The organism is Sphingomonas pokkalii (assembly GCF_003096275.1).
GTDB classification, from domain to species: domain Bacteria; phylum Pseudomonadota; class Alphaproteobacteria; order Sphingomonadales; family Sphingomonadaceae; genus Sphingomonas; species Sphingomonas pokkalii.
In genome coordinates, this window is sequence record NZ_QENQ01000001.1 from 3172009 (window position 1) to 3198603 (window position 26595).

Annotated in this window: 30 protein-coding genes and 1 riboswitch; of the genes, 12 read left to right on the forward strand and 18 right to left on the reverse strand. The window is 66.1% G+C overall.

Annotation, left to right across the window (positions count from 1 at the left end; all coding sequences use genetic code 11):
* Positions 1 to 28 precede the first annotated feature (28 nt).
* Together DD559_RS14540 and DD559_RS14545 are read right to left on the reverse strand one after the other, a co-directional pair.
* Positions 29 to 1204 (reverse strand): acetyl-CoA C-acyltransferase, encoded by a 1176-nt coding sequence (locus tag DD559_RS14540; RefSeq protein WP_116469822.1) that lies wholly within the window; start codon positions 1202 to 1204, stop codon positions 29 to 31.
* 60 nt (positions 1205 to 1264) lie between these two features.
* On the reverse strand, positions 1265 to 1723 hold the full coding sequence (locus DD559_RS14545) for a MaoC family dehydratase (RefSeq protein WP_240610273.1): 459 nt from the start codon (positions 1721 to 1723) through the stop codon (positions 1265 to 1267).
* A gap of 135 nt (positions 1724 to 1858) precedes the next feature.
* Between DD559_RS14545 and DD559_RS14550 the strand changes: the two genes are divergently transcribed.
* Positions 1859 to 4792, forward strand: coding sequence for an L-glutamate gamma-semialdehyde dehydrogenase (locus tag DD559_RS14550; RefSeq protein ID WP_116469824.1), 2934 nt, complete (start codon positions 1859 to 1861; stop codon positions 4790 to 4792).
* A gap of 139 nt (positions 4793 to 4931) precedes the next feature.
* Here DD559_RS14550 and DD559_RS14555 read toward each other — a convergent pair whose 3' ends face one another.
* Together DD559_RS14555 and DD559_RS14560 are read right to left on the reverse strand one after the other, a co-directional pair.
* A complete protein-coding gene (locus tag DD559_RS14555; RefSeq protein WP_116469825.1) occupies positions 4932 to 5630 on the reverse strand; it encodes an outer membrane protein in 699 nt (232 codons plus the stop codon).
* A 99-nt stretch (positions 5631 to 5729) separates the two neighbouring features.
* Positions 5730 to 6170, reverse strand: coding sequence for a glycine zipper 2TM domain-containing protein (locus DD559_RS14560; protein ID WP_116469826.1), 441 nt, complete (start codon positions 6168 to 6170; stop codon positions 5730 to 5732).
* Positions 6171 to 6368: 198 nt separating this feature from the next.
* Here DD559_RS14560 and DD559_RS14565 point away from each other — a divergent pair, with 198 nt between their 5' ends.
* The 5 genes from DD559_RS14565 (at position 6369) to DD559_RS14585 (ending at position 11045) form a co-directional block, all read left to right on the forward strand.
* Entirely contained in the window at positions 6369 to 6557 is a 189-nt protein-coding gene (locus DD559_RS14565; protein WP_116469827.1) for a hypothetical protein, read from the forward strand.
* Between the two features lie 93 nt (positions 6558 to 6650).
* Entirely contained in the window at positions 6651 to 6893 is a 243-nt protein-coding gene (locus DD559_RS14570; RefSeq protein WP_165831100.1) for a hypothetical protein, read from the forward strand.
* Between the two features lie 124 nt (positions 6894 to 7017).
* Positions 7018 to 7533 (forward strand): RNA polymerase sigma factor, encoded by a 516-nt coding sequence (locus tag DD559_RS14575; protein ID WP_165831101.1) that lies wholly within the window; start codon positions 7018 to 7020, stop codon positions 7531 to 7533.
* A 91-nt stretch (positions 7534 to 7624) separates the two neighbouring features.
* The gene (locus tag DD559_RS14580; RefSeq protein ID WP_165831102.1) at positions 7625 to 8605 is read left to right on the forward strand and encodes a FecR family protein; all 981 of its coding nucleotides are present in this window, start codon (positions 7625 to 7627) and stop codon (positions 8603 to 8605) included.
* An 85-nt stretch (positions 8606 to 8690) separates the two neighbouring features.
* Complete coding sequence (locus DD559_RS14585; protein ID WP_165831103.1) at positions 8691 to 11045, forward strand: TonB-dependent receptor; 2355 nt, start codon at positions 8691 to 8693, stop codon at positions 11043 to 11045.
* On the opposite strand, the gene DD559_RS14590 is transcribed toward DD559_RS14585, so the two are convergent.
* Both DD559_RS14590 and DD559_RS14595 read right to left on the reverse strand, forming a co-directional pair.
* A complete protein-coding gene (locus tag DD559_RS14590; protein ID WP_116469832.1) occupies positions 11042 to 12214 on the reverse strand; it encodes a mechanosensitive ion channel family protein in 1173 nt (390 codons plus the stop codon). The genes DD559_RS14585 and DD559_RS14590 overlap by 4 nt on opposite strands.
* A gap of 6 nt (positions 12215 to 12220) precedes the next feature.
* The gene (locus DD559_RS14595) at positions 12221 to 13237 is read right to left on the reverse strand and encodes a DNA topoisomerase IB (protein ID WP_116469833.1); all 1017 of its coding nucleotides are present in this window, start codon (positions 13235 to 13237) and stop codon (positions 12221 to 12223) included.
* A gap of 114 nt (positions 13238 to 13351) precedes the next feature.
* Between DD559_RS14595 and DD559_RS14600 the strand changes: the two genes are divergently transcribed.
* On the forward strand, positions 13352 to 13903 hold the full coding sequence (locus DD559_RS14600; protein ID WP_116469834.1) for a DJ-1/PfpI/YhbO family deglycase/protease: 552 nt from the start codon (positions 13352 to 13354) through the stop codon (positions 13901 to 13903).
* Positions 13904 to 14408: 505 nt separating this feature from the next.
* Entirely contained in the window at positions 14409 to 14759 is a 351-nt protein-coding gene (locus tag DD559_RS14605; RefSeq protein ID WP_133243829.1) for a hypothetical protein, read from the forward strand.
* 9 nt (positions 14760 to 14768) lie between these two features.
* On the opposite strand, the gene DD559_RS14610 is transcribed toward DD559_RS14605, so the two are convergent.
* Complete coding sequence (locus DD559_RS14610; protein ID WP_240610274.1) at positions 14769 to 15083, reverse strand: hypothetical protein; 315 nt, start codon at positions 15081 to 15083, stop codon at positions 14769 to 14771.
* The gene (locus DD559_RS14615) at positions 15080 to 15274 is read right to left on the reverse strand and encodes a hypothetical protein (protein WP_116469836.1); all 195 of its coding nucleotides are present in this window, start codon (positions 15272 to 15274) and stop codon (positions 15080 to 15082) included. Before DD559_RS14615 ends, DD559_RS14610 begins: the two co-directional genes overlap by 4 nt.
* A 93-nt stretch (positions 15275 to 15367) precedes the next feature.
* On the opposite strand from DD559_RS14615, the gene DD559_RS14620 reads away from it, so the two are divergent.
* Complete coding sequence (locus DD559_RS14620) at positions 15368 to 15991, forward strand: S24 family peptidase (protein ID WP_116469837.1); 624 nt, start codon at positions 15368 to 15370, stop codon at positions 15989 to 15991.
* Between the two features lie 5 nt (positions 15992 to 15996).
* Complete coding sequence (locus DD559_RS14625) at positions 15997 to 16602, forward strand: class I SAM-dependent methyltransferase (RefSeq protein ID WP_240610401.1); 606 nt, start codon at positions 15997 to 15999, stop codon at positions 16600 to 16602.
* 86 nt (positions 16603 to 16688) lie between these two features.
* On the opposite strand, the gene glnA is transcribed toward DD559_RS14625, so the two are convergent.
* From glnA to DD559_RS14640, 3 genes are all read right to left on the reverse strand, one after another.
* Complete coding sequence (gene glnA, locus DD559_RS14630; RefSeq protein WP_116469838.1) at positions 16689 to 18101, reverse strand: type I glutamate--ammonia ligase; 1413 nt, start codon at positions 18099 to 18101, stop codon at positions 16689 to 16691.
* Between the two features lie 95 nt (positions 18102 to 18196).
* Positions 18197 to 18535: a P-II family nitrogen regulator gene (locus DD559_RS14635; RefSeq protein WP_116469839.1), complete on the reverse strand. Its 339-nt coding sequence runs from the start codon at positions 18533 to 18535 to the stop codon at positions 18197 to 18199.
* A gap of 156 nt (positions 18536 to 18691) precedes the next feature.
* A complete protein-coding gene (locus tag DD559_RS14640; protein ID WP_116469840.1) occupies positions 18692 to 19999 on the reverse strand; it encodes a methyl-accepting chemotaxis protein in 1308 nt (435 codons plus the stop codon).
* A 222-nt stretch (positions 20000 to 20221) separates the two neighbouring features.
* Between DD559_RS14640 and DD559_RS14645 the strand changes: the two genes are divergently transcribed.
* Positions 20222 to 21037, forward strand: a complete 816-nt coding sequence (locus DD559_RS14645) for a ferredoxin--NADP reductase (protein WP_116469841.1) — start codon at positions 20222 to 20224, stop codon at positions 21035 to 21037.
* Between the two features lie 51 nt (positions 21038 to 21088).
* On the opposite strand, the gene DD559_RS14650 is transcribed toward DD559_RS14645, so the two are convergent.
* Together DD559_RS14650 and map are read right to left on the reverse strand one after the other, a co-directional pair.
* Complete coding sequence (locus DD559_RS14650; protein ID WP_116469842.1) at positions 21089 to 22141, reverse strand: threonine aldolase family protein; 1053 nt, start codon at positions 22139 to 22141, stop codon at positions 21089 to 21091.
* Between the two features lie 52 nt (positions 22142 to 22193).
* Positions 22194 to 22303: riboswitch (SAM-I-IV-variant riboswitch) on the reverse strand.
* A gap of 101 nt (positions 22304 to 22404) precedes the next feature.
* Positions 22405 to 23229 (reverse strand): type I methionyl aminopeptidase, encoded by an 825-nt coding sequence (map, locus tag DD559_RS14655; RefSeq protein ID WP_116469843.1) that lies wholly within the window; start codon positions 23227 to 23229, stop codon positions 22405 to 22407.
* Between the two features lie 53 nt (positions 23230 to 23282).
* Here map and DD559_RS14660 point away from each other — a divergent pair, with 53 nt between their 5' ends.
* Positions 23283 to 24038 (forward strand): competence/damage-inducible protein A, encoded by a 756-nt coding sequence (locus tag DD559_RS14660; RefSeq protein ID WP_116469844.1) that lies wholly within the window; start codon positions 23283 to 23285, stop codon positions 24036 to 24038.
* 3 nt (positions 24039 to 24041) lie between these two features.
* Here DD559_RS14660 and DD559_RS14665 read toward each other — a convergent pair whose 3' ends face one another.
* From DD559_RS14665 to DD559_RS14685, 5 genes are read right to left on the reverse strand one after another with little or no spacing between them, the layout of a single operon-like run.
* Positions 24042 to 24494 carry a hypothetical protein gene (locus DD559_RS14665; protein ID WP_116469845.1) on the reverse strand — a complete coding sequence of 151 codons (453 nt, stop codon included), beginning with the start codon at positions 24492 to 24494 and terminating at the stop codon, positions 24042 to 24044.
* A gap of 7 nt (positions 24495 to 24501) precedes the next feature.
* On the reverse strand, positions 24502 to 25347 hold the full coding sequence (locus DD559_RS14670; protein WP_116469846.1) for a flagellar motor protein MotB: 846 nt from the start codon (positions 25345 to 25347) through the stop codon (positions 24502 to 24504).
* Between the two features lies 1 nt (position 25348).
* Complete coding sequence (locus tag DD559_RS14675) at positions 25349 to 25666, reverse strand: hypothetical protein (RefSeq protein ID WP_438270411.1); 318 nt, start codon at positions 25664 to 25666, stop codon at positions 25349 to 25351.
* A gap of 14 nt (positions 25667 to 25680) precedes the next feature.
* Positions 25681 to 26205, reverse strand: a complete 525-nt coding sequence (locus DD559_RS14680) for a chemotaxis protein CheD (protein ID WP_116469848.1) — start codon at positions 26203 to 26205, stop codon at positions 25681 to 25683.
* Positions 26205 to 26594, reverse strand: coding sequence for a response regulator (locus tag DD559_RS14685; protein WP_026008828.1), 390 nt, complete (start codon positions 26592 to 26594; stop codon positions 26205 to 26207). The genes DD559_RS14680 and DD559_RS14685 overlap by 1 nt, the downstream gene beginning before the upstream one ends.
* Between the last annotated feature and the right edge of the window lies 1 nt (position 26595).

Genomic DNA, 26595 nt, shown 5'->3' on the forward strand with positions numbered 1-26595 from the left:
CAGCGTGCCGCACCCTCCGGTCAAGTGGTTACAGTGTCTCGAAAAGACCCGCCGCGCCCATGCCGCCGCCGATGCACATGGTGACGACGACATATTTGGCGCCGCGGCGCTTGCCTTCGATCAGCGCATGGCCGGTCATCCGCGCGCCCGACATGCCATAGGGGTGGCCGATCGAGATCGCGCCGCCATTGACGTTGAGCAGTTCGTTGGGGATGCCCAGCTTGTCGCGGCAGTAGAGGACCTGCACCGCGAACGCCTCGTTCAGCTCCCACAGGCCGATATCGTCCATCTTCAGGTTGAAGCGTTCGAGCAGCTTGGGGATGGCATAGACCGGGCCGATGCCCATCTCGTCGGGCTTGGTGCCCGCCACCGCCATGCCGACATAGCGGCCGAGCGGGGTGAGGCCGCGCTTCTCGGCAAGCTTCTCCTCCATCAGCACCGCGGCCGAGGAGCCGTCCGACAGCTGGCTGGCATTGCCGGCGGTGACGGTGCCGTTCGGCACCACCGGCTGCAGCGCCTGCAGGCCTTCCAGCGTCGTCTCGGGGCGGTTGCCCTCGTCCTTGGCGAGGGTGATCTCCTTCTGCGAGACTTCCTTGGTCTCCTTGTTGACGATGTTCATCGTCGCGGTAACGGGCACGATCTCGTCGTCGAACTTGCCGGCGGCCTGCGCGGCGGCGGTGCGCTGCTGCGACTGTAGCGCATAGGCATCGCACGCATCGCGGCCGATGCCGTAGCGCGCAGCGACGGTCTCGGCGGTCTGGAGCATCGGCATATAGGTATCGTTGTGCAGCGCGATCAGCGAGCGATCGGGTTCGACGCGCATCTGCGGGGTCTGGACGATGCTGATCGATTCCAGCCCGCCGCCCAGCGTGATATCCATATTGTCGACGACGATCTGCTTGGCCGCGGTGGCGATCGCCATCAGGCCCGACGCGCACTGGCGGTCGATCGACATGCCCGGCACTTCCACCGGCAAGCCCGCGCGCAGCAGGGCGAGGCGGGCGATGTTGGGCGCCTGGCTGCCCTGCTGGAGCGCGGCGCCGAACACCACGTCGTCGACCTGGCCCGGCTCGATCCCGGCACGTTCGACCGCGGCTTTGATCGCATGGCTGCCCAGCGTCGGCGCCGGCGTGGCGTTGAACGCCCCGCGATAGGCCCGGCCGATGCCCGTGCGGGCGGTGGAAACGATGACTGCGGAGCGCATAGGGTTCCTCTCTTTTGAATTCTAAAGCCCCTCCCCTGCAGGGGAGGGGCTTTTTGTCGTTCAAACATACACCAGCGCGATCCACTCGGCGATCACCGCCGGCTTCTCCTCGCCTTCGATCTCGAGCCGATAGTCCTGCACCTGCTCCCAGACGCCGGGCTGCCGCTCGACGAACTTCTTCAGCGTGAAGCGCCCGCGCACCCGCTTGCCCGAGCGCACGGGCGTGAGGAACCGCACCTTGTTCCCCCCATAGTTCACGCCCATCCTTGCGCCTGCGATGGCCGGGGCATCGGTGCGCGCGGCGAGCATCGGCATCAGCGAGAGCGACAGGAAACCATGCGCGATCGTGCCGCCGAACACCGTCTCCGCCGCGCGCACCGGATCGACATGGATGAACTGGTGGTCGCCCGTCGCCTGCGCGAACTGGTCGATCATCGCCTGGGTCACCTCCACCCAGTCCGAGACGTGCTCGGCACCGACACTTTCGGCCATCTGGGTAGGCGTGACGGTCGCTGCCACCGAAGACTATCCTCTCGCGTAATTATCTTTCATAGGCGCCCCATCATCTAGTGAAGGCACGGGGGTCCCCGCAAGCCTTAGCCGACCGGAAACTTGAAAATGCCGACTGCCGTACCGTCACATCACCGCGAAACGATGGCCAAGCTGCACCGCGCGGCCGAACCCGATGTTCTAAAACCGCTGCTGGAGCGTGCGCGACTCACCCCCGAGTCGCGCGAACGGGTGATGGATCACGCGCTGGCGCTGCTGGCCGACCTGCGTGCCGCGCAGAACCGCGGATGGGTGAACCAGTTCCTCCAGGAATATCGGCTGAACTCGTCCGAGGGCGTCGCGCTGCTCAGCCTGGCCGAGGCGTTCCTGCGCGTGCCGGACCCCGAAACCGCCGACCTGCTGATCGCCGACAAGATCGGCGACGCCGACTGGAAGGCGCATTCGGGCAAATCCAACTCGGTGCTGGTCAATTCGGCGACCTGGGGCCTGATGCTCGGCCGCGCGCTGGTCGGCGACGAGAAGACCGGCGCGCTCCGCCGCCTGATCTCGCGCGCCGGCGAGCCCTTTGTCCGTCAGGCGGTGGGCGCCGCGATGAAGCGGATGGGCGAGGTCTTCGTGATGGGCCGCACCATCGACGAGGCGATGAAGCGGATGAAGAAGCCCGAGAACAAGGGCTTCACCGCCAGCTTCGACATGCTGGGCGAGGCGGCGCGGACCAAGGCCGATGCCGAGCGCTATTTCCAGGCCTATTTCGAGGCGATCCGCGCGGTCGGCCGCGATCCCAAGGCGGGCCATTCGATCTCGGTAAAGCTCTCCGCGCTCCACCCGCGCTACGAGGTTGCGCAATATGATCGCTGCGTGCCGGAACTCACCGACATGCTGGCGCAGCTCGCCTCGGAATCGGCGGCGCAGGGCATCCCGCTCACCGTCGACGCCGAGGAAAGCGAGCGGCTGGAGATGAGCCTCGACATCATCGGATCGGTCGCACGTCGTCCCGAACTGCGCGGCTGGACCGGCTTCGGCATGGCGGTGCAGGCCTATGGTAAGCGCGCCCGATCGGTGATCGGCTGGGCAGATGATCTGGGCCGTCCGATGCATGTCCGCCTAGTCAAGGGCGCCTATTGGGACAGCGAGATCAAGCGCACCCAGGTCGAGGGCCTGGTGGACTATCCGCTGTTCACCCGCAAGGCGGCGACCGACGTCTCCTACCTCGCCTGCGCGCGCGACATGCTGGCGGCCAGGAACATCGTGCCGGCCTTTGCCAGCCACAATGCGCTGACCGTCGCCACCATCCTCGATTGGGCGGGCGACAGCCGCGACTTCGAGTTCCAGCGCCTCCACGGCATGGGCGAAGGGCTGTACGAGCGGCTGGTGGGCGAACAGGGCTATCACTGCCGCATCTACGCGCCGGTCGGCGGGCACCGCGACCTGCTGGCCTATCTGGTGCGCCGCCTGCTGGAGAACGGCGCGAATTCGAGCTTCGTCCACCAACTCGCCGACGAGCAGCTGAGCGAAGCCGAACTGCTCGCCGATCCGGTCGAGAAGATCGCGGCGGTCGGTGGCACGCGGCACCCGAGCATCCCACTGCCGGTCGAGCTGTTCGGCGCGTGGAAAAATTCGGGCGGGATAGATCTCGCGGAGCGGACGACCCTCGCGGAAACGGCGATGGAAATTGCTTCCAAGCCGTTACCCGCTGCTGGCGCGAGCGCGCCTGCCGATGTGCGCGCGGCCATCGACCGCGCCGCTGCCGCCTTCCCCGGCTGGGCCGCCACCCCGCTCGCCACCCGCGCCGCGATTCTTGAGCGCCTCGCCGACCTGCTCGAGGAGAACCGCATCGAGCTGATGGCGCTGGCCGTGAAGGAAGCCTTCAAGACCATTCCCGACGCGCTCGGCGAGGTCCGCGAGGCCGCCGATTTCTGCCGTTACTATGCACTCCAGGCCCGCACCGGCCTCGCACCGATCACCCTCCCCGGGCCGACGGGCGAGCGCAACGAGCTGCGGATGGAAGGCCGCGGCGTCTGGGCGACGATCGCGCCGTGGAACTTCCCGCTGGCGATCTTCCTCGGCCAGACCGCAGCGGCGCTGGTCGCCGGTAACGCGGTGGTCGCCAAGCCTGCCCCGCAGACACCCGAGATCGCCCGCGCCGCCGTGCGCCTCGCGCATCAGGCGGGCGTGCCGGAAGATGCGCTGGTGCTGGTGACCGGCGGCCCGGAAGTCGGTGCCGCGCTCACGTCGGACCCGCGCATCGCCGGCGTGGCCTTCACCGGCTCGACGCCGACCGCCAAGAAGATCGCGGCAGCACTGCTCGAAGGCGAGGATCGCCCGCTGGTGCCGCTGATCGCCGAAACCGGCGGCATCAACGCGATGATCGTCGATTCCACCGCCCTGCCCGAGCAGGTGGTCGCCGATGTCATCACCTCGGCCTTCCGCTCGGCCGGCCAGCGCTGTTCGGCGCTGCGCCTGCTCCTCTTGCAGGAAGAGATCGCCGAGGGTGTGATCGAGATGCTGCGCGGCGCGATGGAGCTGCTGATCCTGGGCGACCCCGCCGATCCGCGCACCGATATCGGCCCGGTGATCGACCAGGCGGCCTATGACAAGCTGATGGCCTATCGCGACAGCGCCAAGGCCCAGTGGCTGAAGACCGTGGCGGTCCCCGCCACCGGCCTGTTCGTGCCGCCGACGATGATCCGCATCGATCGCCCCGAGGACCTGACCCGCGAATGGTTCGGCCCGATCCTCCACGTCGCCACCTGGAAGGCGGGCCAGCTCGCCGAGACGGTGGCGCGGGTGAACGCCGAGGGCTTCGGCCTGACGATGGGCCTGCACAGCCGCATCGCCCGCTCGGCCGAGCTGGTCGAGGCGGAGGCGCGCGTCGGCAATCTCTACATCAACCGCTCGATGATCGGCGCGGTGGTCGGCTCGCAGCCCTTTGGCGGCGAGGGCCTGTCGGGCACCGGCCCCAAGGCGGGCGGCCCGCACTATCTGCACCGCTTCTGTGCGGAGCGGGCGGTGTCGGTGGATACCACCAGCGCGGGCGGCAATGCCACGCTGCTGAGCCTGGACGAAGGGGGGAGGTGATCCCTTCTTCGTTGCTGGAGTATCCGTCGTGGTCAAGCGAGTTTCGGCGACCAGACTCGCTGGATCACAACGGATACTACAGGGAGCGAAAATAGGGCCGGCGGCCGATACAGGGGGACCCAACCGCCGGCCCCCACCGTCAGAAGCGCTGACGCAGTCCGACGGTGATCGAGGTAGCCGAGAGCTTCGGCCGATAGGTGGCAGCGGTGGTTCCGCCGGCCGCAAGCGGCATCCGGCCAGCGAATTTGAGGCTGGAGCTTTCCGAATAGCGCGCGGCGAGTTCGACGGTCGTCTTCTCGGTCAGCTTATAGCCGATGCCGGCATCGGCATGCCAGCGGATGCCCCAGTCGCGGTCGGAGATGCGGCTGCCCTGGCCCGTGGAGGTCAGGCGCGACAGCCGCTCGGTGACGCGCACCGCGTCGATGCCACCGCCGACGAACGGACGCAGCCTGGTGCCGGTATCGATGTCGTAATAGCCGGCGACGCCGATGCTCAGCGTCTTGGTGCGACCGCGGGTGATCAGTCCACCCGTGTTGAGCTGCGATGCATCGACATTCGCGGCGGTGTAGCCGACGGTGCTTTCGAGACGGAAATTGCCGAAGTCATAGCCGAGGCCGCCTTCGAACGACTTGCCGGAACGTAGATCGACATCGCGCGGCAGCGTCGAGGGGGTGCGCGCGTCCTTCCCCTTGAACTTCACGTCCGCATCGACCTGCGAACCGATGCGGCCTACGACATAGGGGCCGGGCATCGAACTCTGGGCAAATGCCGGCGTAACGGCTCCCAGAACGGTCCCGAAAGCGATCAGACCAACGATACCCTTGTGCGTCATGTTCATGCGTTCACCTTGTCTTGTGGATCGGTTCGCTTTGCCGCGAGCCTTCGTTTCTTCGACGAAACCCTCGCGGCGGCACCGCAATGATCTGGTGATTTATTTTCAGCGACAGCGATCACGGCGGTGCACGGCGTCGCCGACGACGCCACCGGCCAGCGCGCCGAGCATGGTGCCGATCAACTTGTCGTCTGCGCCGGCAATCAGATGGCCGCCGAGGCCGCCGCCGATCGCGCCAAGGATGGCGCCTTGCGCGCCGCTCGCCCGGCAGGGATCGCGATAGGGACGTGCCTCGCGTCGGCCGTCCGCATAGCCGCTGCGATATCCGTCGCCATGCCCATCGTCATAGCCGTTCGCATCGCCCTCGGCATAACCTTCATGATAGCCGTCGCCGCGGCCGTCCCCATATCCGTCCCCATAGCCATAGTGATAGCCGTGCACGGCGCCGGTGCCATAGCGGTCTTGCCGGTGTTGCGCCTGGGCTGGCTGGATCAGCAGTGCGGTGGAAGCCAGGGCCGCAAGCGCGCAGAGAGAGGTAAGGCGCATCGTTCATCCTTTCCGTCCCGGCGACATGCCGGGGTTGCCCATCGACGAAGTCGCGGCGGCTGCACCGGATGGCTCCGGGCGAGGGCACGGGTTCGGGAGAAAAAATCGCGTGCTGCCGTCCGGTGCCGATCGCGGTGCTTCGTCATGGGATCGGAGGCGCTGATGACGGCGCGATCCGAACGATAAGAAGGGTCTCCCATGAAGTTTACCGGATGGATGTTCGCCACCGCGCTGGTCTCGGTCGGCCTGGCTGCTCCCGCTTCGGCGCAGTCGCCGACGCAGGCCCGGACCAGCAAGAAAGCGGTTCCCCCGTCGCACCTGCAGAAGCCGCAAAAGAAGGCAAAGCAGGCCTTGGCGAAGCCTCCGGTCGCCTCGCCGAAGCGCTGAGGCGGGCGCCCGCCCGTTCCCCCGTGGGCGGGCGCTTTCCTCCGAACCCAAACGCTGCCGCCGATCGACCGGCGGCGCAGGCGGAGTGATACCGTGCATTACGATAGCAAGACGGATTGGATGGCAGCGGCCGATCGGCTGTTCCATTTCACGCTGCCGCATCCCCAGGACGGAACCGATGAAGGCGATGCCGATATGGCGTTCCCGGACGAGCCGAAGCTGTCCGGGGGTGTCCGGCTGGCGATCATCCTGTTCGGCGCATTCGCTTCCTGGGCGGTTCTCGTTCTGATTGGCTGGGCGATCGTTTCGGCGATCCGTACGCTTTTGGGACATTGAGGCCGTGGCGCACTATCGAGCGTCCAGCGCGGCCCGTAAAACGCCGCTCTTGGCCCCTCAGACTTCCGCAACTATGCGCAACTATGTTTGCCTCAGTTCCAGCGGAAAGGCGCGTACCCGACCCATGCCTGAACCTTCTGCGTTGATCGCAGCCTTTTTGGCGCGACGGACGGCGCTGTTGCACTATTTCGTGAAGCGGGTGGGGGAAGCGGAGGCGGAGGATCTCGTGCAGGAGATCTATGTCCGCATCGCGGGGCTGCCCGATCAGGAAATCCATAGCCCCGGCGGCTATCTCTATCGGCTTGGCAACAACATCATGCTCGATCGCCTTCGCCAAAGTCAGGCACGGGCGGCACGCGACCATGCATGGCGCGATAGCCACCATACCCTCACCGACGCCGGCGAGGATGTGAGCGACAGCGTGCCCGCGGATGAAGTGCTGATCGCTCGCGACCAGGTCCGCCAGATGCACAAGGCGCTCGCGGAGCTGCCCGAACCGGTGCAGCGCAGCTTCCGGATGCATAAGCTGGAAGGGCTTTCGCACAGCGAAGTGGCGGAGCGCATGGGCGTTTCCCGCAGCCTGATCGAAAAACACATGATGCGGGCGCTGAAGCACCTGATGACGAAAGTAGGCCGATGACGCAGCAAACACGAACATGGTCTTGCGGTGCACGGCGGTTGGCTTCGTCCTACGCCCCGCAGGGGCAGAAGATGAGCGGGGCGGACAGGTGATGGCACGGGTTGATCCTGACGAAGCGGCGGTCGAATGGTTCGTCCGGCTGCAGGAATGCGAAGACGAGCAGGTCTGGCTGGACCATCTCGCCTGGATGGAGGCCGACCCCGCCCATGCCGAGGCCTATGCCAGGGTGGAGCGGCTATGGGTTGCCGCCGATGCCCTGCCGGCGGAGGCGCCCGTTGCATCGGAAGCGGCCGCAGCCGTCGTCTCGCTGGACGCGCACCGCGCCGCAAAGCAAAGCAGGGTGGCACGCTGGTGGTTCCCCGGCGTGATCGCGGCAGCGGCCTCGGTCGCTGCGGTGATCGGCCTGCCCCAGTTCGTCCATCTCGGCGAGCCGGCCGGGCAGACCTATCGCACCGACGGCGCGTCGATGCGGGTCGTGGCGCTGGCGGACGGGTCGCGGCTGACGCTCAATCGCAATACCGAGATCGTCGTGAAGCTCGGCGATAGCGTGCGGACCGCCGAGTTGCGGTCTGGCGAGGCGGTATTCGATGTACACCATGAGGAGAAGCGGCCCTTCACCGTTTCGGCGGCGGGCCGCGAAGTTCGGGTGCTGGGCACCGAGTTCGACGTGCTCAACCAGAACGGCGCCTTCGGTGTCGCCGTGCGCCGCGGGCTCGTGTCCGTCTCGGCACCCGCGGGCGGGACGACGGTGACGCGGCTTCCGGCCGGTACTGCCCTGCACCGCGCTGCGGGCGATACCCAGGATATCGTGCAGACGATCGCGCCGGACGACGCACTGGCTTGGGTCAAGGGACGGTTGGTCTATTCGGACAGCCCGATCGAGAATGTCGCGCGCGACCTGGAACGCTATACCGGTACGCCGGTGCACGTCGCGCCGGAGATCCGTAGCCTGCATGTCAGTGGCGTACTGACCATCGGCGATCCTGCGGCACTGGATCGTCAGATCGAAGCGCTGCTGCCGGTTCGTGTCGAGAAGGTCGACGGCCAACGGAGGCTCGTCCGCGCACCGTGACCGTACAGATCGTATGACGGGAAGACTGCGGAGATCGGCCTGCCGGCTAGCCGGCGTGGCCTTTGTCTGCGCTGTCGGCAGCCCCATGCCGGCGGCGGCGGGCCCGCGCCTGCAACAGCCCGAGGCACGGCGAGACTTCCGCATCCCGGCGGGCACGCTTGCCAGCGCAATCATCGCGGTGGGCAGCCAGGCAGGGGTCAGCGTCGCTACCACCGAGCCGGCGCTGACGCATCGTGCGCTGCGCCGATCGCTTCGTGGGCGGATGACCGTTGAGGAAGCGCTCGCGCGCGTTTTGCACGATAGCGGCCTGCGTGCGGTGCGGGCGGCGGCGGGGCTGTATCGCATCGAACGGATTCCTCCGCCGCCGCGCCCGGTGGAGCGGGAGCGGCCGACACCGCCGCCATCAGCCGAGCCCGAGCCCGCGAACATCGTTGTTACCGCCAGCAAGCGTGCGACCGAACTGCGCCACTATGCCGGATCGGCCTGGGTACTGGATCAGGATCAGCTGATGCAGGGGGCGGGCACCGCGCGCGACAGTCGCGCGATCGTGGCGGCGCTGCCGATGCTTGCCGCCACCAATCTGGGGCCCGGCCGCGAAAAGCTGTTCGTACGGGGCATCGCCGACAGCAGCTTCACCGGTGCCAGCCAGGCCACTGTTGGCCAGTATCTGGGCGATGTGCAGCTGAACTACAGCGCCCCCGATCCGAACCTCGCGCTGTACGACATGGCCCGCGTGGAATTGCTCGAAGGGCCACAGGGCACGCTTTATGGCGCCGGTGCGCTGGGGGGGATCGTTCGCATCACCCCGCATCGGCCGCGTCCGGGGGTGTGGGAAGGCGAAGTGGCGGGCGGCGCGACGGCGGTTTCGCATGGCGGCATCGGCGGCGATGCGATGGCGATGATCAACGCGCCGATCGGCGATCGGGCCGCGTTGCGGCTGGTGGGCTATGGCGGGCGGGATCCCGGATATATCGATGACGTCGTGCGGGGCCGGCGAAACGTGAATCGCACCGATCTGGCCGGTGCGCGCGCCGCCCTGCGCTATCAGGCCGGCAACGACTGGACCATCGACATCGGCGGCGTCTACCAGCGCATCTATCACGCCGATGGCCAATATACCGAAGCGGGCGATCCGCCGCTGGCACGAAGCGCCGCGATCGCGCAGCCTGCGCTCAACGATTTTCGCCTGGCCTATGTCACGGCCACCCATCGTTGGGCGAATGGCCAGACCCTGACGGCGGCCTTCTCGGCAATCGAGAACCACCTGACCGCGCTCTACGATGCCACCAGCCCCGGTGACGATTTCACGTCGGGCATCTCCACCGACAATCGCGTTCGGGTGTATAATGGTGAGATCCGGCTGGCCCGCCATCGCGACAATGGTGCCGGCATGGTGCTGGGCGCCTATGCCACGCTGAGCGAGGATCGCATGACGCAATCCTTCAAGGTCGCCGGGATCGATCAGCCGTTCCGCGGTGTCGGCAACCAGGTGGTCGATGTTGCCCTTTTCGGCGAAGTGACGGTGCCGATCACCCCGCGGTTGAACGCGACGATCGGCGGCCGCGCGGCCTATAGCGACTTGCAAGGCACCAACATCCTTCCCGGCGGGGATCAGGATCTGACGACGATCGACGTGCCCGGTGCCGGCAATGTCAGCTTCTTGCCCAGCGCGGCGATCGGCTGGGCGCCGGTGTCGCGCCTGACGGCCTATCTGCGGTATCAGCGTGGCTATCGTCTGGGCGGCTATGCGCTCAATGCGCTGTCGTCGGGAGATCCGTCGGCACCGCCTCCTGCCGGCTTTGTGGTATATCGCCCCGATACGGTGGATATGGTCGAAGCCGGGCTGCGCTTGGGCAGCGGCAGCGACGGCCTGTCCGGCAGCGTTGCGCTGTCCACCACCGATTGGCGGCACATCCAGTCGGACCTGTATAGCGTTTCGGGACCGATCACCGCCAATATCGGCAGCGGTAGGATCCATGGCCTGGAGGCCAGCCTCAACTGGCGGTCACCGAGCGGTCTCCGCCTGTCCGGCGCGTTGTTCCTGACCCGTGCCGTGCTCGACCGACCCAACCCCGAATTCGCGCGCGACACGCTGCAGGCATTGCCCAACACGCCCGCCATTACCGTGCGGACTGCCGCCGAGCGCGAATGGACCTTGCGGGGCGGCAGCCGCCTGCTCCTGCGCGGGACTGCGCGATATATCGGGCGCTCGTGGCTGGGGGTGGGGGATCTGCACCTTCCGCAGGGCAATTATGTCGACGCGAACGCGGCACTCGCCTGGTCGCGGGGGCCGATCACCCTCACGCTCGATGTCGCCAATCTGCTCGATGGGCGCGGCAATCGATTTTCGCTGGGCAATCCGCTCTCCGTGCAGGACGGGACGCAACGCACGCCGCAGCAGCCGCGCACGTTGCGCCTGGGCGCGAGCTATCGCTTCTAGCCGTTCTCGCCTGGCGCGGAATCGACCCGGCGCACGGGCTGCACCTCGGCATAGGGCATGATCAGCTTGCCGTCCGGGGCGGCGGTGAAGGCGGTCTGCGTCGGATAGGGGATCGAAATGCCCTCTTCTGCAAACTTGCGGAGGATGCCGGTAGCGATCCGGTCCCGCGTCGGATGGGCGATGCTCCAATCGCCGGACGCCACTTCGGCGATCAGTTCATAATCGAGTGAACTCGCGCCAAAGCCCGAGAAGCCGTGGCGTACGGCCGTAGCGCCGTTCGCCTCTACAATCTCCTTCAGTATCTGCGGGAGGCGGTCGAGTATGTCGGGCGGCGTTTCATAGGCCACCCCGATCTTGAACAGCAGGCGAATCTTGTGGCGATCGGTGAGGTTCTGGATCTCCTTGTCGAGCAGCTGCCGGTTCGAAATGACGTGCAGTTCGCCGTCAAAGGCGCGGACGCGGGTGGATTTGAGTCCGATCCCTTCGACCGTGCCCTGCGTCTGATCGAACTTGATATTGTCCCCGACGCGGAAGGGCCGGTCGAACAGGATCGACAGCGCCGCGATCAGGTCGCCGAAAATGCCCTGCGCGGCGAGACCGATCGCGATACCGCCGACACCCAGACCGGCGATGAGGCCGGTGACGTTCACACCGATATTGCTGAGCACCATCACCAGCGCGATGGCGAACAGGGCGATCGAGATCAGCAGCCGGATGATGCCGATCGCGCTCGACAGGCTCTCGCTGGCATTTTCCCCGCGGGTGCGGTGCTCGATCAGCCCGAAGATGACTTCGCGTACCCAGATCGCGGCCTGGAAGGCGGTGGCGATCGTGAACAGGAACGACACCGTCTTGTCGAGCAGCGGCGGCGTCTGCGCATAGCCGACCACCAGTCGGATCGCGACCATCAGGATGAAGAAATTCCCCGTGCGGGCGATGGTACGGCCGAAGATGGTGTACCAGTTGGTATGACCCGGCTCGCTGCGCCGGCAAAGCCGCATTCCCCAGGATCGCAAGGTGTGCAGGACCAGCACGATCCCGGCGGCGATACCGGTTGCGATCAGGATGCTCAGCCAATGATCGGCGATCCAGTCCGGCGTATCGCCGAAGAAGGTGGCGAGCTGGCGGTTGAAATGGCTGGGCGTGGCTTTGGTCGTGGTCAGTAGCATTCTGGATCAGGCTGCCTTGGCTGGCTGTTCGGCGGAGTCCGTATCGAGGAAGGCGATCAGGCCGCGTTCGTGACGGTTGAGGTACTGTGTCGCGCGGGGCAGGCGCAAGCCGGCGCGAAACGCATCCTGCGAGATATGGTCCCGAGCAAGCGCTATCAGGCGCGGGTGGACGTAGGATTTTCGGGCGATCGCGGGCGTATTGCCGAGCGCCTGCGTCACCGGTTCAAGCAGGGTCTTCAGCCCGATCGGTGCCGTAGCTTCCGCAAGGGTGCGAAAGGCGATCACGCTCGCCCCCCAGGTTCTGAAATGTTTGGCGGTGAAATCGCTGCCCATCGCCCCGCGGATATAGGCGTTGACGTCGCTGGAGGTTACCGGGTGCGGCGCACCGGCATCGTCGATCCAGCGAAACAGCTGCTGCCCGGGCAGATCCTGGCAGCGCTTTACGAAGCGGCTGAGCGACAGGTCCGAGATGGTTACGATCCGCAGCTTGCCCGATTTGGCGCGGAACTCCAGCTTCAATACGCTGCCCCTCACCTGGGCGTGCCGCTTTCGCAGCGTGGTTGCGCCGAAACTCTTGTTTTCCTGCGCATAGGCCTCGTTGCCGATGCGGATGGTGCCCAGGTCGAGCAGACGCACCACTGCCGCCAGCGCCTTTTCCCGGCACAGTCCGCGCAGGCGGAGATCGTTTTGCACCTGGCGCCGCAGCCGGGGCAGCAATTCGCCGAAGCGGCCGCAGCGATCATATTTCGCGGCCTCCTGCGCTTCGCGGAAGCGGGTATGATAGCGATACTGCTTGCGCCCCCTCGCGTCATAGCCGGTCGCCTGGATATGGCCGCAAGCATCCGGGCAGAACCAGCAATCGACATAGGCGGGCGGCAGGCCGATGGCGTTCAGCCGCGCGATTTCCGCCCGATCGGTGATGCGGGTGCCGCGCGTATCGAAATAGCCCCAGCCATGCCGCATCTTGCGCCGTGTGATGCCGGGTTCATGGTCCTCGACATAGACGATGTCGGCGCTGTTCATTGCTGCTCCTCATGCGGTTCCGCCAAAATGCGTCGCAGCAACAATTCGTTCCGGAACCTGCCGCGGGGTGCATGGGTTGCCCCGCTATCCCGCATATCTGGAGAGGATTGGCCCATGGCCCAGTTGCAAAACGCCCGTATATTGATGATCGCGACCAACGGCTTCGAGGAATCGGAGCTGTTCGAACCCCGCCAGGCGCTGCTCGATGCTGGTGCCGAGGTGACGCTCGCCTCGCTCGATCTGCAGCCGATCACGGCCGAGAGCGGTGGCGAGAAGGGCAGGAGCATCACCCCCGATGCCACCGTGGAGCAGGTCGACCTCGAGCCCTTCGATGCGCTGTTGCTGCCCGGCGGCGTGGGCAACCCGGACACGCTGCGTACGAACGCGAAGGTCGTGGAGATCGTGCGCGCATTCATGGATTCGAACCGCGTCGTCGCCGCGATTTGCCATGCACCCTGGCTCCTCGCCGAAGCCGACACGGTCGCCGGACGGCGCCTGACGGGTTGGCCGTCGATCCGTACCGATCTCGCCAACGCCGGGGCCGAGGTGATCGACGAGGCGGTGGTCCAGGATGGCAACCTGATCACCAGCCGCAAGCCTGGCGACATCCCCGCCTTCAACCGCGCGGTGATAGCCGCCCTGGAAGACGTCACCGCGCCTGCCTGACGATCGTCCGGCTGGGGAGGGCTTCCTCACCCTATGCCCGGTGGGGCGGGTGGGGAAGGCCGGCCCTTGCCCAGCCATCGCTGGCTGCTGACGGCAAGAAAAAATTTTCAGGGTCTTTTCAGGTTTTTGACGCCGATTCCTGCGGAATTATTTCTGTAAGTTCACGGTAACAGGCGTGTAAATCTTGCGAACTAGATCATAGTGTATGAAAACCTTGCCATAAAGATGGCATGAGCAACACGTGGTCGCACACGTATCGGGTGAACGCATGAAGCTGCCGCTCGTACCTATCGCTGCCGTTACGGCCGGCAGCGCGCTGGTTATTGGAGCCTTCGCGATGTCTGCATCGGCGAAGGTAGGAGTGCTTTCAGGCAATAGCGAGACGTGGGCGCTCGGCCAGATATTCGCAGCGGCCGGCGCCGCAGTCGCATGTACGGGGGGGCTTGCCGTGGTTGGTTCCCTTCGCCGTGCCGTCACGCGGCGGTTTCGAAGGGAGGGGCGCGACGTGGGCGCACCGCGCAGCAATGGCGTCGCCGCGCCGTCGGGGGTGGCGGCATGCCAGGGCAGGGGATCGCCCTTTGCGGCGACATTTTCTGCTGCCGAGCCCTTGCGTCCGATGCTGGATCTCCACGCGGTGCATCCCGCTTCCGAGCCGGCGGCACGCCGCCGGCCCGAGATGCGGCGGCTGGAGGAGGAAATGGACAGCGCAGCCCATGCGCTGCTGGAGCGGCTTGAACGCGGCGTTATCCGCCGCGACGGCACCGCTTCTGCGCGCGCCCGGAAGCTTCGCATCCGCACCGATCGCAGGCTGGACGACGGTCTTGCCACCTTGCGCACGCTTGTCCGCCTCGGCTGAAGGCGCGCATCAGCAGGCTTCGACCGTCAGCACCTCCAGCCGCGCGGTTGTTCTTCCGCAGACCGTCGCGCGTTGTACGACGATCAGATCAGCGACCAGATGGCCTGGGATCGGCAATTCCGTTTCCGGCAGGGCCATGAGCCAACGGGCCGCGGCGGGCGTCGCTTCCAGTTCGATCGTGAGTTCGTGACGGCCCCCGTCGAAGCTCGCGCTTGCCCAGCGGACCCATCGGGCAGCGACGATCGTGATCGGACACGCCGCAGCGTGCGCGGAGAGTTGCAGGCTTTGCTCCAGCCGCGCACCCACATCCCGGCGCGCCCTCATTGCGGGGCTCGCCGGCTGGCGCCTTGCGCGGCGATAAAGGCGCGCAGCCGGGCGGACAGGGCCGGGCCGGGCGCCCTGCCGAGTCGCAAATCATAGACCAGTCGCGGGTCCCCCGCCGCCAGCCGGCCGAATCGTGCCGCCGGCATTCGCGTCCGCTGCAGGAAAGCCTCGATTTCCTGATGTACTGACATCCATTTCCTCCACCTGATTCGTCGCGCAATGATCACTATTTGTTCTCATTGCGCGACTTGCCTAGGAAAAATCCTTTGTGTAGGAAAGGGGGTATGGATGCAGAAGAACAACGTGCTGCGCTGGCCCGGTTGGTGGCCGATCGGAGGCTTAGCCTGTCCGAACTTTCGCGCGTGCTCGGGCGCAATGCCGCCTATCTGCAGCAATATCTGAACCGGGGCTCGCCGCGGAAGCTCGGCGAGCGCGATCGTGCCCGGCTTGCCGCCTATCTGGGGGTGGGCGAGGCGGCACTGGGCGGTCCGATGCCGGCTGCGCTGGTGCCGGTGCCGCGCCTCGATGTCTGCGCCTCTGCCGGGGCCGGGGCCGGGGCACATGCCGATGCAGAGGCGTTGCGCCAGCCCTTCCCGTTCCCGCCGTTGCTGCTCCGCCAGCTCGGCGTGCGGCCGGAAGCCGCATCGATGATCCGCGTGACCGGCGAGTCGATGCTGCCAACACTCGACGATGGCGATGAAATCCTGGTCGATCGGGACAAGCGCCGCATCGATCTGCGAGGAATCTTCGTCCTCAGGGTCGATGGCGAACTGCTGGTGAAGCGGGTTCGGGCGGCGGTGGGGGGCATCGACCTCATCAGCGACAACCCGGCCTATCCGGTGCGGTTCGTGCGGGCGGGCCAGTTCGAGCTGATCGGCCGCGTCGCCTGGCTGGGACGTGCCCTTTGAGCGGGGTGGAGGCCTTTATCCGCGCCCGGCTTCCGGTGGAGCCGGTGCCCGGCGTGATGGGGGTTCGACTGCACAAGGCGGGGGCGGCGAGCGGCGTCGGTCGATGGGTCGGGGACGACGCACCGCCGCCCTATTGGGCTTTCTGGTGGGCCGGCGGCCTGGCGCTTGCCCAGCATCTGCAGGCCAACCCGGCCTTGGTGGCAGGTCGTCGGATACTGGATCTTGGGGCGGGATCGGGACTGGTCGGTATCGTTGCTGCCCGTGCGGGTGCGGCGCGCGTGACCGCGTCGGAAGTCGATGCGCATGGCCGTGCCGCGATCGCGCTGAACGCGGCGCTGAACGGCGTGACGCTTGCCGGGATCGAAAGCGATGTGATGGATTGGCCGCCGCCGGTCGACCTCGTCCTGGCGGGCGACCTGTTCTACGCACCCGACGTTGCCGCCCGCGCCATGGTCTTTCTCGATGCGTGCGTGGCGGCGGGCATCGAGGTGCTGGTCGGTGATCCGGGGCGATCGCCCCTGCCCCTGGACAGGGTGACGCTGCTTGCGCGCTATACCGTTGCGGAAACGGGCGCGCCAAGGCCGGCCTCGGTATTCGCCTATCGCCGATGAACCCGGTGCCGGGGGGGCGGAGGGGCCAAGGAAAAGGGCGCCCGGATCGCTCCGGACGCCCTTTCCTGAAACCGATCCGATCGGGATCAGCTCGAATAGTACATGTCGTACTCGACCGGGCTCGGGGTCATTTCCCAACGGGCCACGTCGGCGCGCTTGATCTCGATATAGGCCTCGATCTGGTCCTTCGAGAACACGTCGCCCTTCAGCAGGAAGTCGAAATCGGCTTCCAGGCTGTCCAGCGCCTCGCGGAGCGAACCGCACACGGTCGGCACTTCGGCCAGCTCGGCCGGCGGCAGATCGTACAGGTTCTTGTCCATCGGGTCGCCCGGGTGGATCTTGTTCTGGATGCCGTCCAGGCCGGCCATCAGCAGCGCCGAATAGCAGAGATACGGGTTGGCCAGCGCATCCGGGAAGCGGAACTCGACGCGCTTCGCCTTGCTGCCCGTGCCGTACGGGATGCGGCACGACGCCGAGCGGTTGCGGCTCGAATAGGCGAGCAGCACCGGCGCCTCGTAGCCCGGGACCAGACGCTTGTAGCTGTTGGTCGACGGGTTGGTGAAGGCGTTGAGCGCCTTGGCGTGCTTGATCACGCCGCCGATGAAATACAGGCAGGTGTCGCTGAGGCCCGCATAGCCGTTGCCGGCGAAGAGCGGATTGCCCTTCTCCCAGATCGACATGTGGGTGTGCATGCCCGAGCCGTTATCTTCCTTGATCGGCTTCGGCATGAAGGTCGCGGTCTTGCCATAGGCCTGGGCGACCTGGTGCACGACATACTTGTAGATCTGCATGCGATCGGCGGTGGTCACCAGCGTGCCGAAGGTCAGTCCCAGCTCGTGCTGCGCGGCGGCGACTTCGTGGTGGTGCTTGTCGCAGGGCAGGCCCATCTCCAGCATGGTCGAAACCATCTCGCCGCGGATGTCGACGGCCGAGTCGACCGGCGCGACCGGGAAATAGCCGCCCTTGGCGCGCGGACGGTGGCCGAGGTTGCCGGCTTCATATTCGCGGCCGGAATTGCCCGGCAGCTCGATGTCGTCGATCTTGTAGTAGCTGGTCGAGTAGCTGTTCTCGAACCGGACGTCGTCGAACATGAAGAACTCGGCTTCGGGGCCGACATAGATGGTGTCGCCGATACCGGTGGTCTTCAGATACGCCTCGGCGCGCTTCGCGGTCGAGCGCGGATCGCGGGCATAAAGCTCGCCGGTCGAGGGCTCGACGATGTCGCAGACCAGGATCAGCATCGGGGTGGCCGAGAACGGATCGGTCCAGACCGCGTCCAGATCCGGCTTCAGGATCATGTCCGATTCGTTGATGGCCTTCCAGCCTTCGATCGACGAACCGTCGAACATCAGGCCGTCGGTCAGCTCGTCCTCGCCGAGGACCGACGCGACCATGGTCAGGTGCTGCCACTTGCCCTTGGGGTCGGTGAAGCGCAGGTCGATCCATTCGATCTCCTGATCCTTCACCATCTTCAGGATGTCACTGGCCGTATTCGCCATCGTACTTAGCCCTTTCGCTCTCTTTCGTGTGCCCGAGGAACCGGGCAATTAAATTTCTTTTCGCGTCTGCACAATCCGCTGCGCGTTGCGTCGCGTCAAACGGCGTTTTCGTTCCGCTCGCCAGTGCGGATACGCAGTGCAGTTTCCACCGGGATGACGAAGATCTTGCCGTCGCCGATACGGCCGGTCTGTGCGGCGGCGGCAATGGCTTCGACCACGCGTTCGGCAACGCCGTCTTCCACCACCACTTCCAGCTTCACCTTCGGCAGGAAGTCGACGACATATTCGGCACCGCGATACAGTTCGGTATGCCCTTTCTGGCGCCCGAATCCCTTGGCTTCGGTGACGGTGATGCCGGAAACGCCCACTTCGTGCAGGGCCTCCTTCACTTCATCGAGCTTGAACGGTTTGATGATGGCTTCGATCTTCTTCACTTCTTCCCCCAGGCCAGCGGGTGTCGAGCCGCAGTACGTCTGATTCCTGGGTGTTTTAGCAACCCGCGTGCCAGAACGGGAGTAGCTAGCGAGTGGGAAGCGCCGAACGGTTTCGCGAGCGAAATTGTGCCTAATAAAATGGCAGCTGCTGCCTGTTCAGGCGGCATGTAGCTCGGATAGGAACCGATGGATCCCTGCGGATAGCTGCTCCGCTCCGTCCAGCAGGTCGGCGGAAAGTTGCGCGATGCTGGTGGCGTTGTGCGCAGCGGCGCTGGCGGATTCTCCCACCCGGGTGATATCGCCCTGCACTGCATCGGTACTTTCGACGCTTTCGGCGACGTTCTGGGCGATCGTGTGGGTTGCGATGTGCTGCTCACGCACGGCGCATTCGACGTTGCGGGTAAGGGCCGCGATCGCGGCGATCGCGGCTTCCACGCGTTCATGGTTGGCGGTTACCCGATCGACCGCGGCGCGAATCGCGGCAACCTGGGCGCCGACGTTTTCCGCGGCGCGGCCTGCCTGGCCCGCCAGCAGCTTCACCTCGTGCGCGACGACGGTAAAGCCTGCCCCGGCCGGCCCGGCCCGCGCGGCTTCGATTGCGGCATTCAGGGCAAGCAGGTTCACCTGCCCGGCGATCCCACCGATCACGCTGGTCACCGTGCCGATGGTCTGGGCGAACGCGTCGAGTTCGACGATCCGGGCGCGGCTGTCATCCACAAGCTGGACGGCCTCGGCGGTGGAGGCACGGGCGGTGACGGTATCGCGGCCGATCGCGTCCAGCGTCGCCGCCAGGGCATCGGTTTCCCTGGCGATCACGGCAAGATTGTCGCGCCGCTGCGCCAGCGCGGCGGCGAGGGCGTTCGCGGCGGCGCTGTTGATCGCGGCGCGGTCCGCGGTGGCAGTCGCGCCGCCGCGCAGCCCTGCCGCAAGTCCGCGCAACTGGTCCGCGAGCGCTGCGATCTCCGCTTCGATGCGTTCGCTTGCCGCCTCGATGCGCCGGGCGCGCGCCATCTGGCGTTCCGCATCGTGCAACTGTTCGTCCGCGGCAAGCCGGATCAGTCGCCGGTTGCTGATGACCGCGAACAAGCGCCCCTTGCGGGTCAGGATCATGCCTTCCTGGCCGTTTTCGGCGGCATAGACATCGAGGATCGAGCGTTCCGGCCCGTCGAGATCGGCGACGGGGCAGGGGCGAATCAGCGCGTCGACCCGGCGGCCATAGGCAGGATTGCGCAGCAAGGCGTGGCCGAACGGATTGAGCAGCAGCCGGCGGACGTCTTTCTCGAAGATTGCGCCCGTTGGCCTGTTCACCCCATCGACGACGGGCAGCAGCCGCAGATCGGCTTCCTCCTCGAAATGGCGCACGGCCTGCGCGAGGGGGGCATCCAGGGCAAGCGACGGCGGGTTTCGCTCGGCTGGCGTGAGCCAATCCAGAAGGCGGCAATGGTGCGCAGGCAGTGTCGACATCGACCGGCACCTACGCAGCCGCTGGTAAATGAGGCCTTAGGATTTGATGACAGCTTCGCGACAGGGCAAATGCCGGCGTGGCGAGTTTAGCGGCTTGAAGTCCTACTTTCTGGACGTGGCGCGCTTCTGGTGGCAGAGGGCCGCGTTCATGTTCCCCGATTGCGCCCCCGCTCGCCGGATGGCGCGATCGCTTAGAGAGTTCGAGCGAGGATCCTTCCCCCCATGACCGTCGATACGCGCGCGCCCGCGCTGCTGCCCGCACATCCCGCTTTCGCTACCGCCAAGGTGCTCTGGGTGCGCCATTGGAACGAGCATCTGTTCAGTTTCGCGATCGAACGCCCGGCTAGCTTCCGCTTCCGTTCGGGTGAATTCGTGATGATCGGCCTGCAGGGCGAAGGCGACAAGCCGCTGATGCGGGCCTATTCGGTTGCCAGCCCGTCCTGGGCGGAAGAACTCGAATTCCTGTCGATCAAGGTGCAGGATGGCCCGTTGACCTCGAAGCTGCAGAAGATCGTGCCGGGCGACGACATCTATCTGGGCAAGAAGTCCACCGGCACGCTGGTCGCGGACGCGCTGCTGCCCGGGCGCCGGCTCTTCCTGCTCTCGACCGGCACCGGCCTGGCGCCGTTCCTCAGCGTCGCGCGCGATCCCGAAATCTATGAACGGTTCGAACAGGTGATCGCGGTGCATAGCGTGCGCCGGGTAAGCGACCTTGCCTATCACGACGAGCTGGTCGGCAAGCTGGCGGAAGATCCGCTGATCGGCGAGCAGGCAGCGGCGCAGTTCCATTATGTGCCCACGGTGACCCGTGAGCCGTTCCACACCAGCGGCCGGATCGGCGAACTGCTCGAGAATGGCAAGCTGTTCGAAGGCGTGGCTGGCGACCCCGTGCTGCATCCGGAGACGGACCGAGTGATGCTGTGCGGATCGATGGACATGATCCGCGATTTCGCCGCCCTGCTCGAAGGCAAGGGATTCAAGGAAGGTTCGAACAACGCGCCGGGCGATTTCGTGATCGAACGCGCCTTCGTCGGCTGAGTGCGGCCGCTCCTCTCCCGCCGGCGCGGGGGAGGAGCGGCGGCGCGGACGTCAGGCCGCCAGCGCCGTCGCGGTGCTCGCCGCCCGGATGTCCGCCGCCAGCTGGTCGACCCGAGCGGGATCGGCATCCCAGGCGAACATGAAGCGGGCGCCGCCGCCGATGAAGGTGTAGAAGCGCCAGCCGCGCATCCGCAGTTCCGCCAGCACGGCATCGCTGGCGCGGACGAACACGCCGTTGGCCTCCACCGGAAACATCAGTTCGATGCCCGGTAGCTCCGCAATCTGTTCGGCCAGCTGCCGGGCGCAGCCATTGGCGTGGGCGGCGTTGCGCAACCAGGCGCCGTTTTCCAGCATTCCAACCCAGGGCGCGGCGAGGAAACGCATCTTGGAGGCGAGCTGCCCGGCCTGCTTGCAGCGATAGTCGAAATCCTGGGCCAGCGCCCGATCGAAGAACAGCACCGCTTCACCCACGGCCATGCCGTTCTTGGTGCCGCCGAAACAGAGCACGTCGACGCCGGCACGCCAGGTTATTTCCGCCGGGTCGCAGTTCAGCGACGCGCAGGCATGGGCGAAGCGGGCGCCATCCATGTGCAGTTTCAGGCCCAGCTCGCGGCAGACGGCGGAGAGGGCCTTCACTTCGTCGATCGTATAGACTTGGCCCGTTTCGGTCGGCTGGGTGATCGTTACCACGCGCGGCTTGGGGAAATGGATGTCGGAGCGGCTGGTGGCGACGGCGCGGACCGCCTCCGGCGTAAGCTTGCCGTCCTGGCTTTGCGCCACCAGCAGCTTGGAGCCGTTGGAGAAGAATTCGGGAGCGCCGCATTCGTCGGTTTCGACATGCGCCGCCGCCGAGCAGATCACGCTGTGGTAGGACTGGCAGAGCGCGGCCAGCGCCAGCGAATTGGCGGCGGTGCCGTTGAACGCGAAGAAGACTTCGCAATCGGTTTCGAACAGGGTGCGGAAGGCGTCGGCGGCGGTGTGGGTCCAATGGTCGTCGCCATAGGCCGGGGCGTGGCCCTGGTTGGCGGCTTCCATCGCAGCCCAGGCCTCGGGGCAGATGCCGGCATAATTGTCGCTGGCGAATTGTTGGGCTTCGGTCGTCACGCTTTCCTGCCTTCTTCCTGTTGCGGGAGGCGGGGCGACGACGGGAAATGTGGCGTGGACACCGTGTTGCCGGTTTCGGCCACATCCCTCCATTTCGATGGAGGCACCACCTTGCACGGGGCAGGTTGGTGCCGGGCGTCGGCCCGACTCTTGATGCTGGCCAGCCCGATACCGGATGTTGCGAGGGGGCGCAAGATTGTTACGTCGCGCCCTCTCGCATTTTCGACGCTAAGTTCAGGAAGTTCACAGTCTCGACGTGTTCTTCAATAGGGCGGCTGGTGCAGACCCTTCGGGCTGAGCGTGAAGATCTCGCAGCCGGTTTCGGTGATGCCGATCGAATGTTCGAACTGCGCCGACAGCGAGCGATCGCGCGTCACCGCGGTCCAGCCATCGTCGAGCAGCTTCACATCGGGGCGGCCGGTGTTGATCATCGGTTCGATGGTGAAGAACATGCCCGGCTTCAGTTCCGGGCCGGTGCCCGGACGGCCGACATGGACCACTTCCGGCGCGTCGTGGAACAGCCGCCCCACGCCGTGGCCGCAGAAATCGCGCACCACGCCATAACGATGCTTCTCGGCATGGCGCTGGATGGCGTGGCTGATATCGCCGAGATGATTGCCCGGCTTCGCCTGCTCGATGCCGAGCATCAGGCATTCATAGGTCACGTCGACCAGGCGGCGCGCCTTGATCGGCACGTCGCCGACCAGGAACATCCGGCTGGTATCGCCGTGCCAGCCATCCACCAGCGGCGTCACGTCGATGTTGACGATATCGCCGTCCTTCAGCGCCCGATCGCCGGGAATGCCGTGGCAGACGACATGGTTGATCGAAATGCAGCAGCTATGGGTATAGCCGCGATAGCCGAGGGTCGCCGGCACGCCGCCGCCGTCGATCGTCATCTTGCGGACGATGTCGTCCAGTTCCTGTGTCGTCACGCCCGGCACGACATGCGGCACCAGCGCGTCCAGGATCTCGGCGGCGAGACGGCCTGCGCGGCGCATCCCTTCGAACCCGTCGGGACCATGAAGCTTGATGGCATGGCTGCGGGCCAGCGGCATCTCCGCTGTGACGTTCACATATTCGGTCATCCTGGCAATATAGGCATTTGCACCGGGCTTTGCGAGAGCGTAGCGCAGTCGGCATGCAAGAGCGGATCTGGACAGCGGCCCTGGTGGTGATCGGCGACGAAATCCTGTCGGGCCGCACGCAGGATCGAAACGTAGCGCAACTCGCCAGCTGGCTGAACGTCCAGGGCATTCGGCTGGCCGAGGTGCGGGTGGTGCCCGACGTGCAGGCCGCGATCGTCGAGGCGGTGACCACGCTGCGCCTGCGGAACGATTACTGCTTCACCACCGGCGGCATCGGCCCCACCCATGACGACATCACGGTGGACGCGATTGCTGCGGCGCTGGGCGTGCCGGTGGAGATCCACCCGGACGCCCGCGCGATGCTGGAAGGCTATTATGCCAGCCGCGGGGGGCTGACCGAAGCGCGGCTGCGCATGGCCCGCGCCCCGCAGGGCGCCCAACTGATCCCGAACCGGATGTCGGGCGCGCCGGGCCTTCAGGTGGGCAACCTGTTCATCCTGGCGGGCGTGCCGCACATCGCCGCAGGGATGCTCGACGCGCTGACCGGGACGCTGGAGGGCGGCCGCCCGGTATTGTCCCGCACGATCGGCTGCTGGGTGGCGGAAAGCGAGATCGCCGATCTGCTGGCAGATACCGAACGGGCATATCAGGGCGTTTCGATCGGCAGCTATCCGTTTTTCCGCGAAGGCCGGGTCGGGGCCAATTTCGTGGTGCGGGCGACCGATCCGGCACGCCTCGAAACCTGTGCCGCAGCGTTGTCCGACGGGCTGGCGGCGCGCGGCTTCGAACCGGTAGCCGACGGAATCTGAGCGTTACGCCGGGGTCGCTGCGGTGACGGCGACCTTGCGGATCATATGGGCGCCGAACGCTTCGGTCGCGGCGGTGTCGACCACCTTTCGGAATGCGTCCAGGTTCGGCAACATGCCGTCCGGTCCGGCCGCCAGCGGTGTGCGATAGGTGCGCATGTTGATCGCGTGGAGCAGCAGCGGGATGCGGGCGGTGACGAAGTCCGCCTTGGCTTCATCGACTTCCAGCTGGACTTCGAACGCGGCATAGCCGGCCAGCCGGCCATCGGCGAAGACCAGCGGTGCCAATACCCGACCGGTCGGCACGAACCTGGCCGGTTCTTCCTTCTTCTCGGCTTCGGCTTCGGCCTGGGCGGCCGATGCGCCGATGCCCAGCATCCGCACCATCGCATAGGCAGCGCCGCCGCCGATGCCGAGGCCGGCTGCAAGCACGACGAGCAGAAAGAGGATCTTCTTCACGGCGCCCTCAGAACTTGAAGCTGGAGTCGCTGGGAAGGGCGGAGGTCTGCCCCTTCAGAACGATGCTGATGCGGCGGTTCTCGGGGCGGGCGGGCTGATCGGGATAGACCGGCTGGGTAGCGCCCATGGCGATCACTTCGGCGAAGCGATCCGGCGTCACGCCGCTCGCCACCAGCGCCGTGCGTGCGGCAAGGGCGCGCTGGCCCGAGAGCAGCCAGTTGGCATCGCTCTGCCCGCCGGCGCCATCGGTATGGCCTTCGATCGCGATCTGGGCGCCGATATTGGCGATCTTGCCCGCTACCTTGGCGAGCAGCTGCCGCGCATAGGGGTTGAGCTCCGCCGTGCCCGGCTTGAACATCGATTGCTGATCGGTATCCATCAGCGTGATCCGCAGGCCGTTGCGATCCTGCTGGACCTCGACATTCTTCTTGCCCTGCGCCGTCGAGGCGGCTTCCAGCGCCACCATCAGTTCGGACGCCATCACCCGCATCGTGGCCGGCACCTCGGCGGTGCCGCCACGGGCGGTGCCGGCGGTTGCCGCCTGGAAGGTCGGCTGGCCCTTTGCAGGGCTGGGATCGGCTTCGGATCGCCGCGTCGGGCCACCCGCGCCGGGCGCAGTGTTGCTGACCGGAGTCGAGGGCGCATTGTCGGCGACCGTCGGGGAGAAATATTTCGCCAGGCCCTTCAGCCGATCCTTGTCGGGATTGGAGATGAGCCAGAGGAGCATGAAGAACGCCATCATCGCGGTCACGAAGTCGGCATAGGCCACTTTCCACGCGCCGCCATGATGCCCGCCCGCGACCTTCTTGACCTTCTTGACGATGATCGGCCGCATGTCCCCCCCGCGGGCCATGTTACTGACCCTTCAGCGCGGTACGCAGTCGATCCTGCACGGCGCCGAGGCGCACATGGCTGATCGCCGAGAGCGAATCCTCGCCGCCCGCGATGCGATCGAGCAGGTTCACGCACTCATCGGCGTGCTGGATGAGATAATCGAACGCCTGGAGCTGCTCGAGATAGTTGTTGGCGAAATGCTCGTCGCAGACGAGCACTTCGGCCAGCAGTTCCAGCTTCTCGCGGATTTCGCGGATCTCGCCGGCCATCACGCTGTGCAGCACGCCCGCGAACGGATCGTAGCCGGGCAGGGGGTGCGGATTCGAGGGCTCCGACATGGGCAGGCACGACATCAGAAAAGCTCCAATTCTCCGCCGGGTGCGGGCATGGGCGGGGGCGCGACGGGACGTTCTTGGACACGCTCCGCCACCTTGGTGCAGCGGCTCTTGCCCTCGTGCGGCAGAAACTCGACCTTGCGGGCAAGCGTGCCGCCGAGATCGCAATGCGCGATCGAAATGCTTTCAGTTTCCATGAACCGGCGGGCAAAGGCCGCGTTGGACGCGCCGATGCTCCCCAGGCCGGAGATGATGTTGGCACCACCATATAGATGGGCCTGGAGCCGCGAGCGCGAAGCGCCCTTGGCCATCATGCTGTTGATCAGGAGTTCCATCGCGTGCACGCCGTACCGCGCCATGTCCGAACCCGAGACCTTGTGGTCCGCGCCAGGTTCCCCCAGCAGGAAATGGTTCATGCCGCCCACCTTGGCCACCGGGTCGTACAGGCACGCGGCCACGCAGCTTCCCAGCAGGGTCGAGATGATGACATGGGGCTCGGCGATGACCGCGTTTTCGCCCTGGACGATGGAAACTCTACGCATCAGGTCAGCTCACCGAAAACGCGTTCGATCTTTTCCTTCAGCGCTGCGGGCGCGAAGGGCTTCACGACATAGTTGTTGACGCCCAGGGCGGCGGCTTTCTGCACGACCTCGCGGTCGGAAGAGCCGGTGAGCATGATGAACACCGTCTTCCCGATCACTGGATCGGCGCGAACCGCTTCCAGGAACTGGAGCCCGTCCATGTCGGGCATGTTGTAGTCGGAGATGACCAGGTGCACGCGATCGCTCTTGATCGCCGGCAGCGCTTCGGTGGCGCTGGGCTTGTCGCGGACATCCTTGAAGCCGAGATCCTGCAGCGCACGACGGATCATCGCCCGCATACTGGTCTGATCATCTACGACCATCACCTTGATCTGTGATGCAGCGGGCATT

Excerpts from the sequence above, each read along its gene's own strand:
- DD559_RS14580 (WP_165831102.1), top strand. The coding sequence starts at position 7,625 with ATGGCACGGGTTGATCCTGACGAAGCGGCGGTCGAATGGTTCGTCCGG.
- glnA (WP_116469838.1), bottom strand. The coding sequence starts at position 18,101 with ATGGCGAATACGGCCAGTGACATCCTGAAGATGGTGAAGGATCAGGAG.
- DD559_RS14620 (WP_116469837.1), top strand. The coding sequence starts at position 15,368 with ATGGATGCAGAAGAACAACGTGCTGCGCTGGCCCGGTTGGTGGCCGAT.
- DD559_RS14680 (WP_116469848.1), bottom strand. The coding sequence starts at position 26,205 with ATGCGTAGAGTTTCCATCGTCCAGGGCGAAAACGCGGTCATCGCCGAG.
- DD559_RS14540 (WP_116469822.1), bottom strand. The coding sequence starts at position 1,204 with ATGCGCTCCGCAGTCATCGTTTCCACCGCCCGCACGGGCATCGGCCGG.
- DD559_RS14645 (WP_116469841.1), top strand. The coding sequence starts at position 20,222 with ATGACCGTCGATACGCGCGCGCCCGCGCTGCTGCCCGCACATCCCGCT.
- DD559_RS14575 (WP_165831101.1), top strand. The coding sequence starts at position 7,018 with ATGCCTGAACCTTCTGCGTTGATCGCAGCCTTTTTGGCGCGACGGACG.
- DD559_RS14555 (WP_116469825.1), bottom strand. The coding sequence starts at position 5,630 with ATGAACATGACGCACAAGGGTATCGTTGGTCTGATCGCTTTCGGGACC.
- DD559_RS14550 (WP_116469824.1), top strand. The coding sequence starts at position 1,859 with ATGGCCAAGCTGCACCGCGCGGCCGAACCCGATGTTCTAAAACCGCTG.
- map (WP_116469843.1), bottom strand. The coding sequence starts at position 23,229 with ATGACCGAATATGTGAACGTCACAGCGGAGATGCCGCTGGCCCGCAGC.
- DD559_RS14585 (WP_165831103.1), top strand. The coding sequence starts at position 8,691 with ATGCCGGCGGCGGCGGGCCCGCGCCTGCAACAGCCCGAGGCACGGCGA.
- DD559_RS14640 (WP_116469840.1), bottom strand. The coding sequence starts at position 19,999 with ATGTCGACACTGCCTGCGCACCATTGCCGCCTTCTGGATTGGCTCACG.
- DD559_RS14610 (WP_240610274.1), bottom strand. The coding sequence starts at position 15,083 with ATGAGGGCGCGCCGGGATGTGGGTGCGCGGCTGGAGCAAAGCCTGCAA.
- DD559_RS14600 (WP_116469834.1), top strand. The coding sequence starts at position 13,352 with ATGGCCCAGTTGCAAAACGCCCGTATATTGATGATCGCGACCAACGGC.
- DD559_RS14590 (WP_116469832.1), bottom strand. The coding sequence starts at position 12,214 with ATGCTACTGACCACGACCAAAGCCACGCCCAGCCATTTCAACCGCCAG.
- DD559_RS14615 (WP_116469836.1), bottom strand. The coding sequence starts at position 15,274 with ATGTCAGTACATCAGGAAATCGAGGCTTTCCTGCAGCGGACGCGAATG.
- DD559_RS14685 (WP_026008828.1), bottom strand. The coding sequence starts at position 26,594 with ATGCCCGCTGCATCACAGATCAAGGTGATGGTCGTAGATGATCAGACC.
- DD559_RS14595 (WP_116469833.1), bottom strand. The coding sequence starts at position 13,237 with ATGAACAGCGCCGACATCGTCTATGTCGAGGACCATGAACCCGGCATC.
- DD559_RS14560 (WP_116469826.1), bottom strand. The coding sequence starts at position 6,170 with ATGCGCCTTACCTCTCTCTGCGCGCTTGCGGCCCTGGCTTCCACCGCA.
- DD559_RS14670 (WP_116469846.1), bottom strand. The coding sequence starts at position 25,347 with ATGGCCCGCGGGGGGGACATGCGGCCGATCATCGTCAAGAAGGTCAAG.
- DD559_RS14675 (WP_438270411.1), bottom strand. The coding sequence starts at position 25,666 with ATGTCGGAGCCCTCGAATCCGCACCCCCTGCCCGGCTACGATCCGTTC.
- DD559_RS14565 (WP_116469827.1), top strand. The coding sequence starts at position 6,369 with ATGAAGTTTACCGGATGGATGTTCGCCACCGCGCTGGTCTCGGTCGGC.
- DD559_RS14660 (WP_116469844.1), top strand. The coding sequence starts at position 23,283 with ATGCAAGAGCGGATCTGGACAGCGGCCCTGGTGGTGATCGGCGACGAA.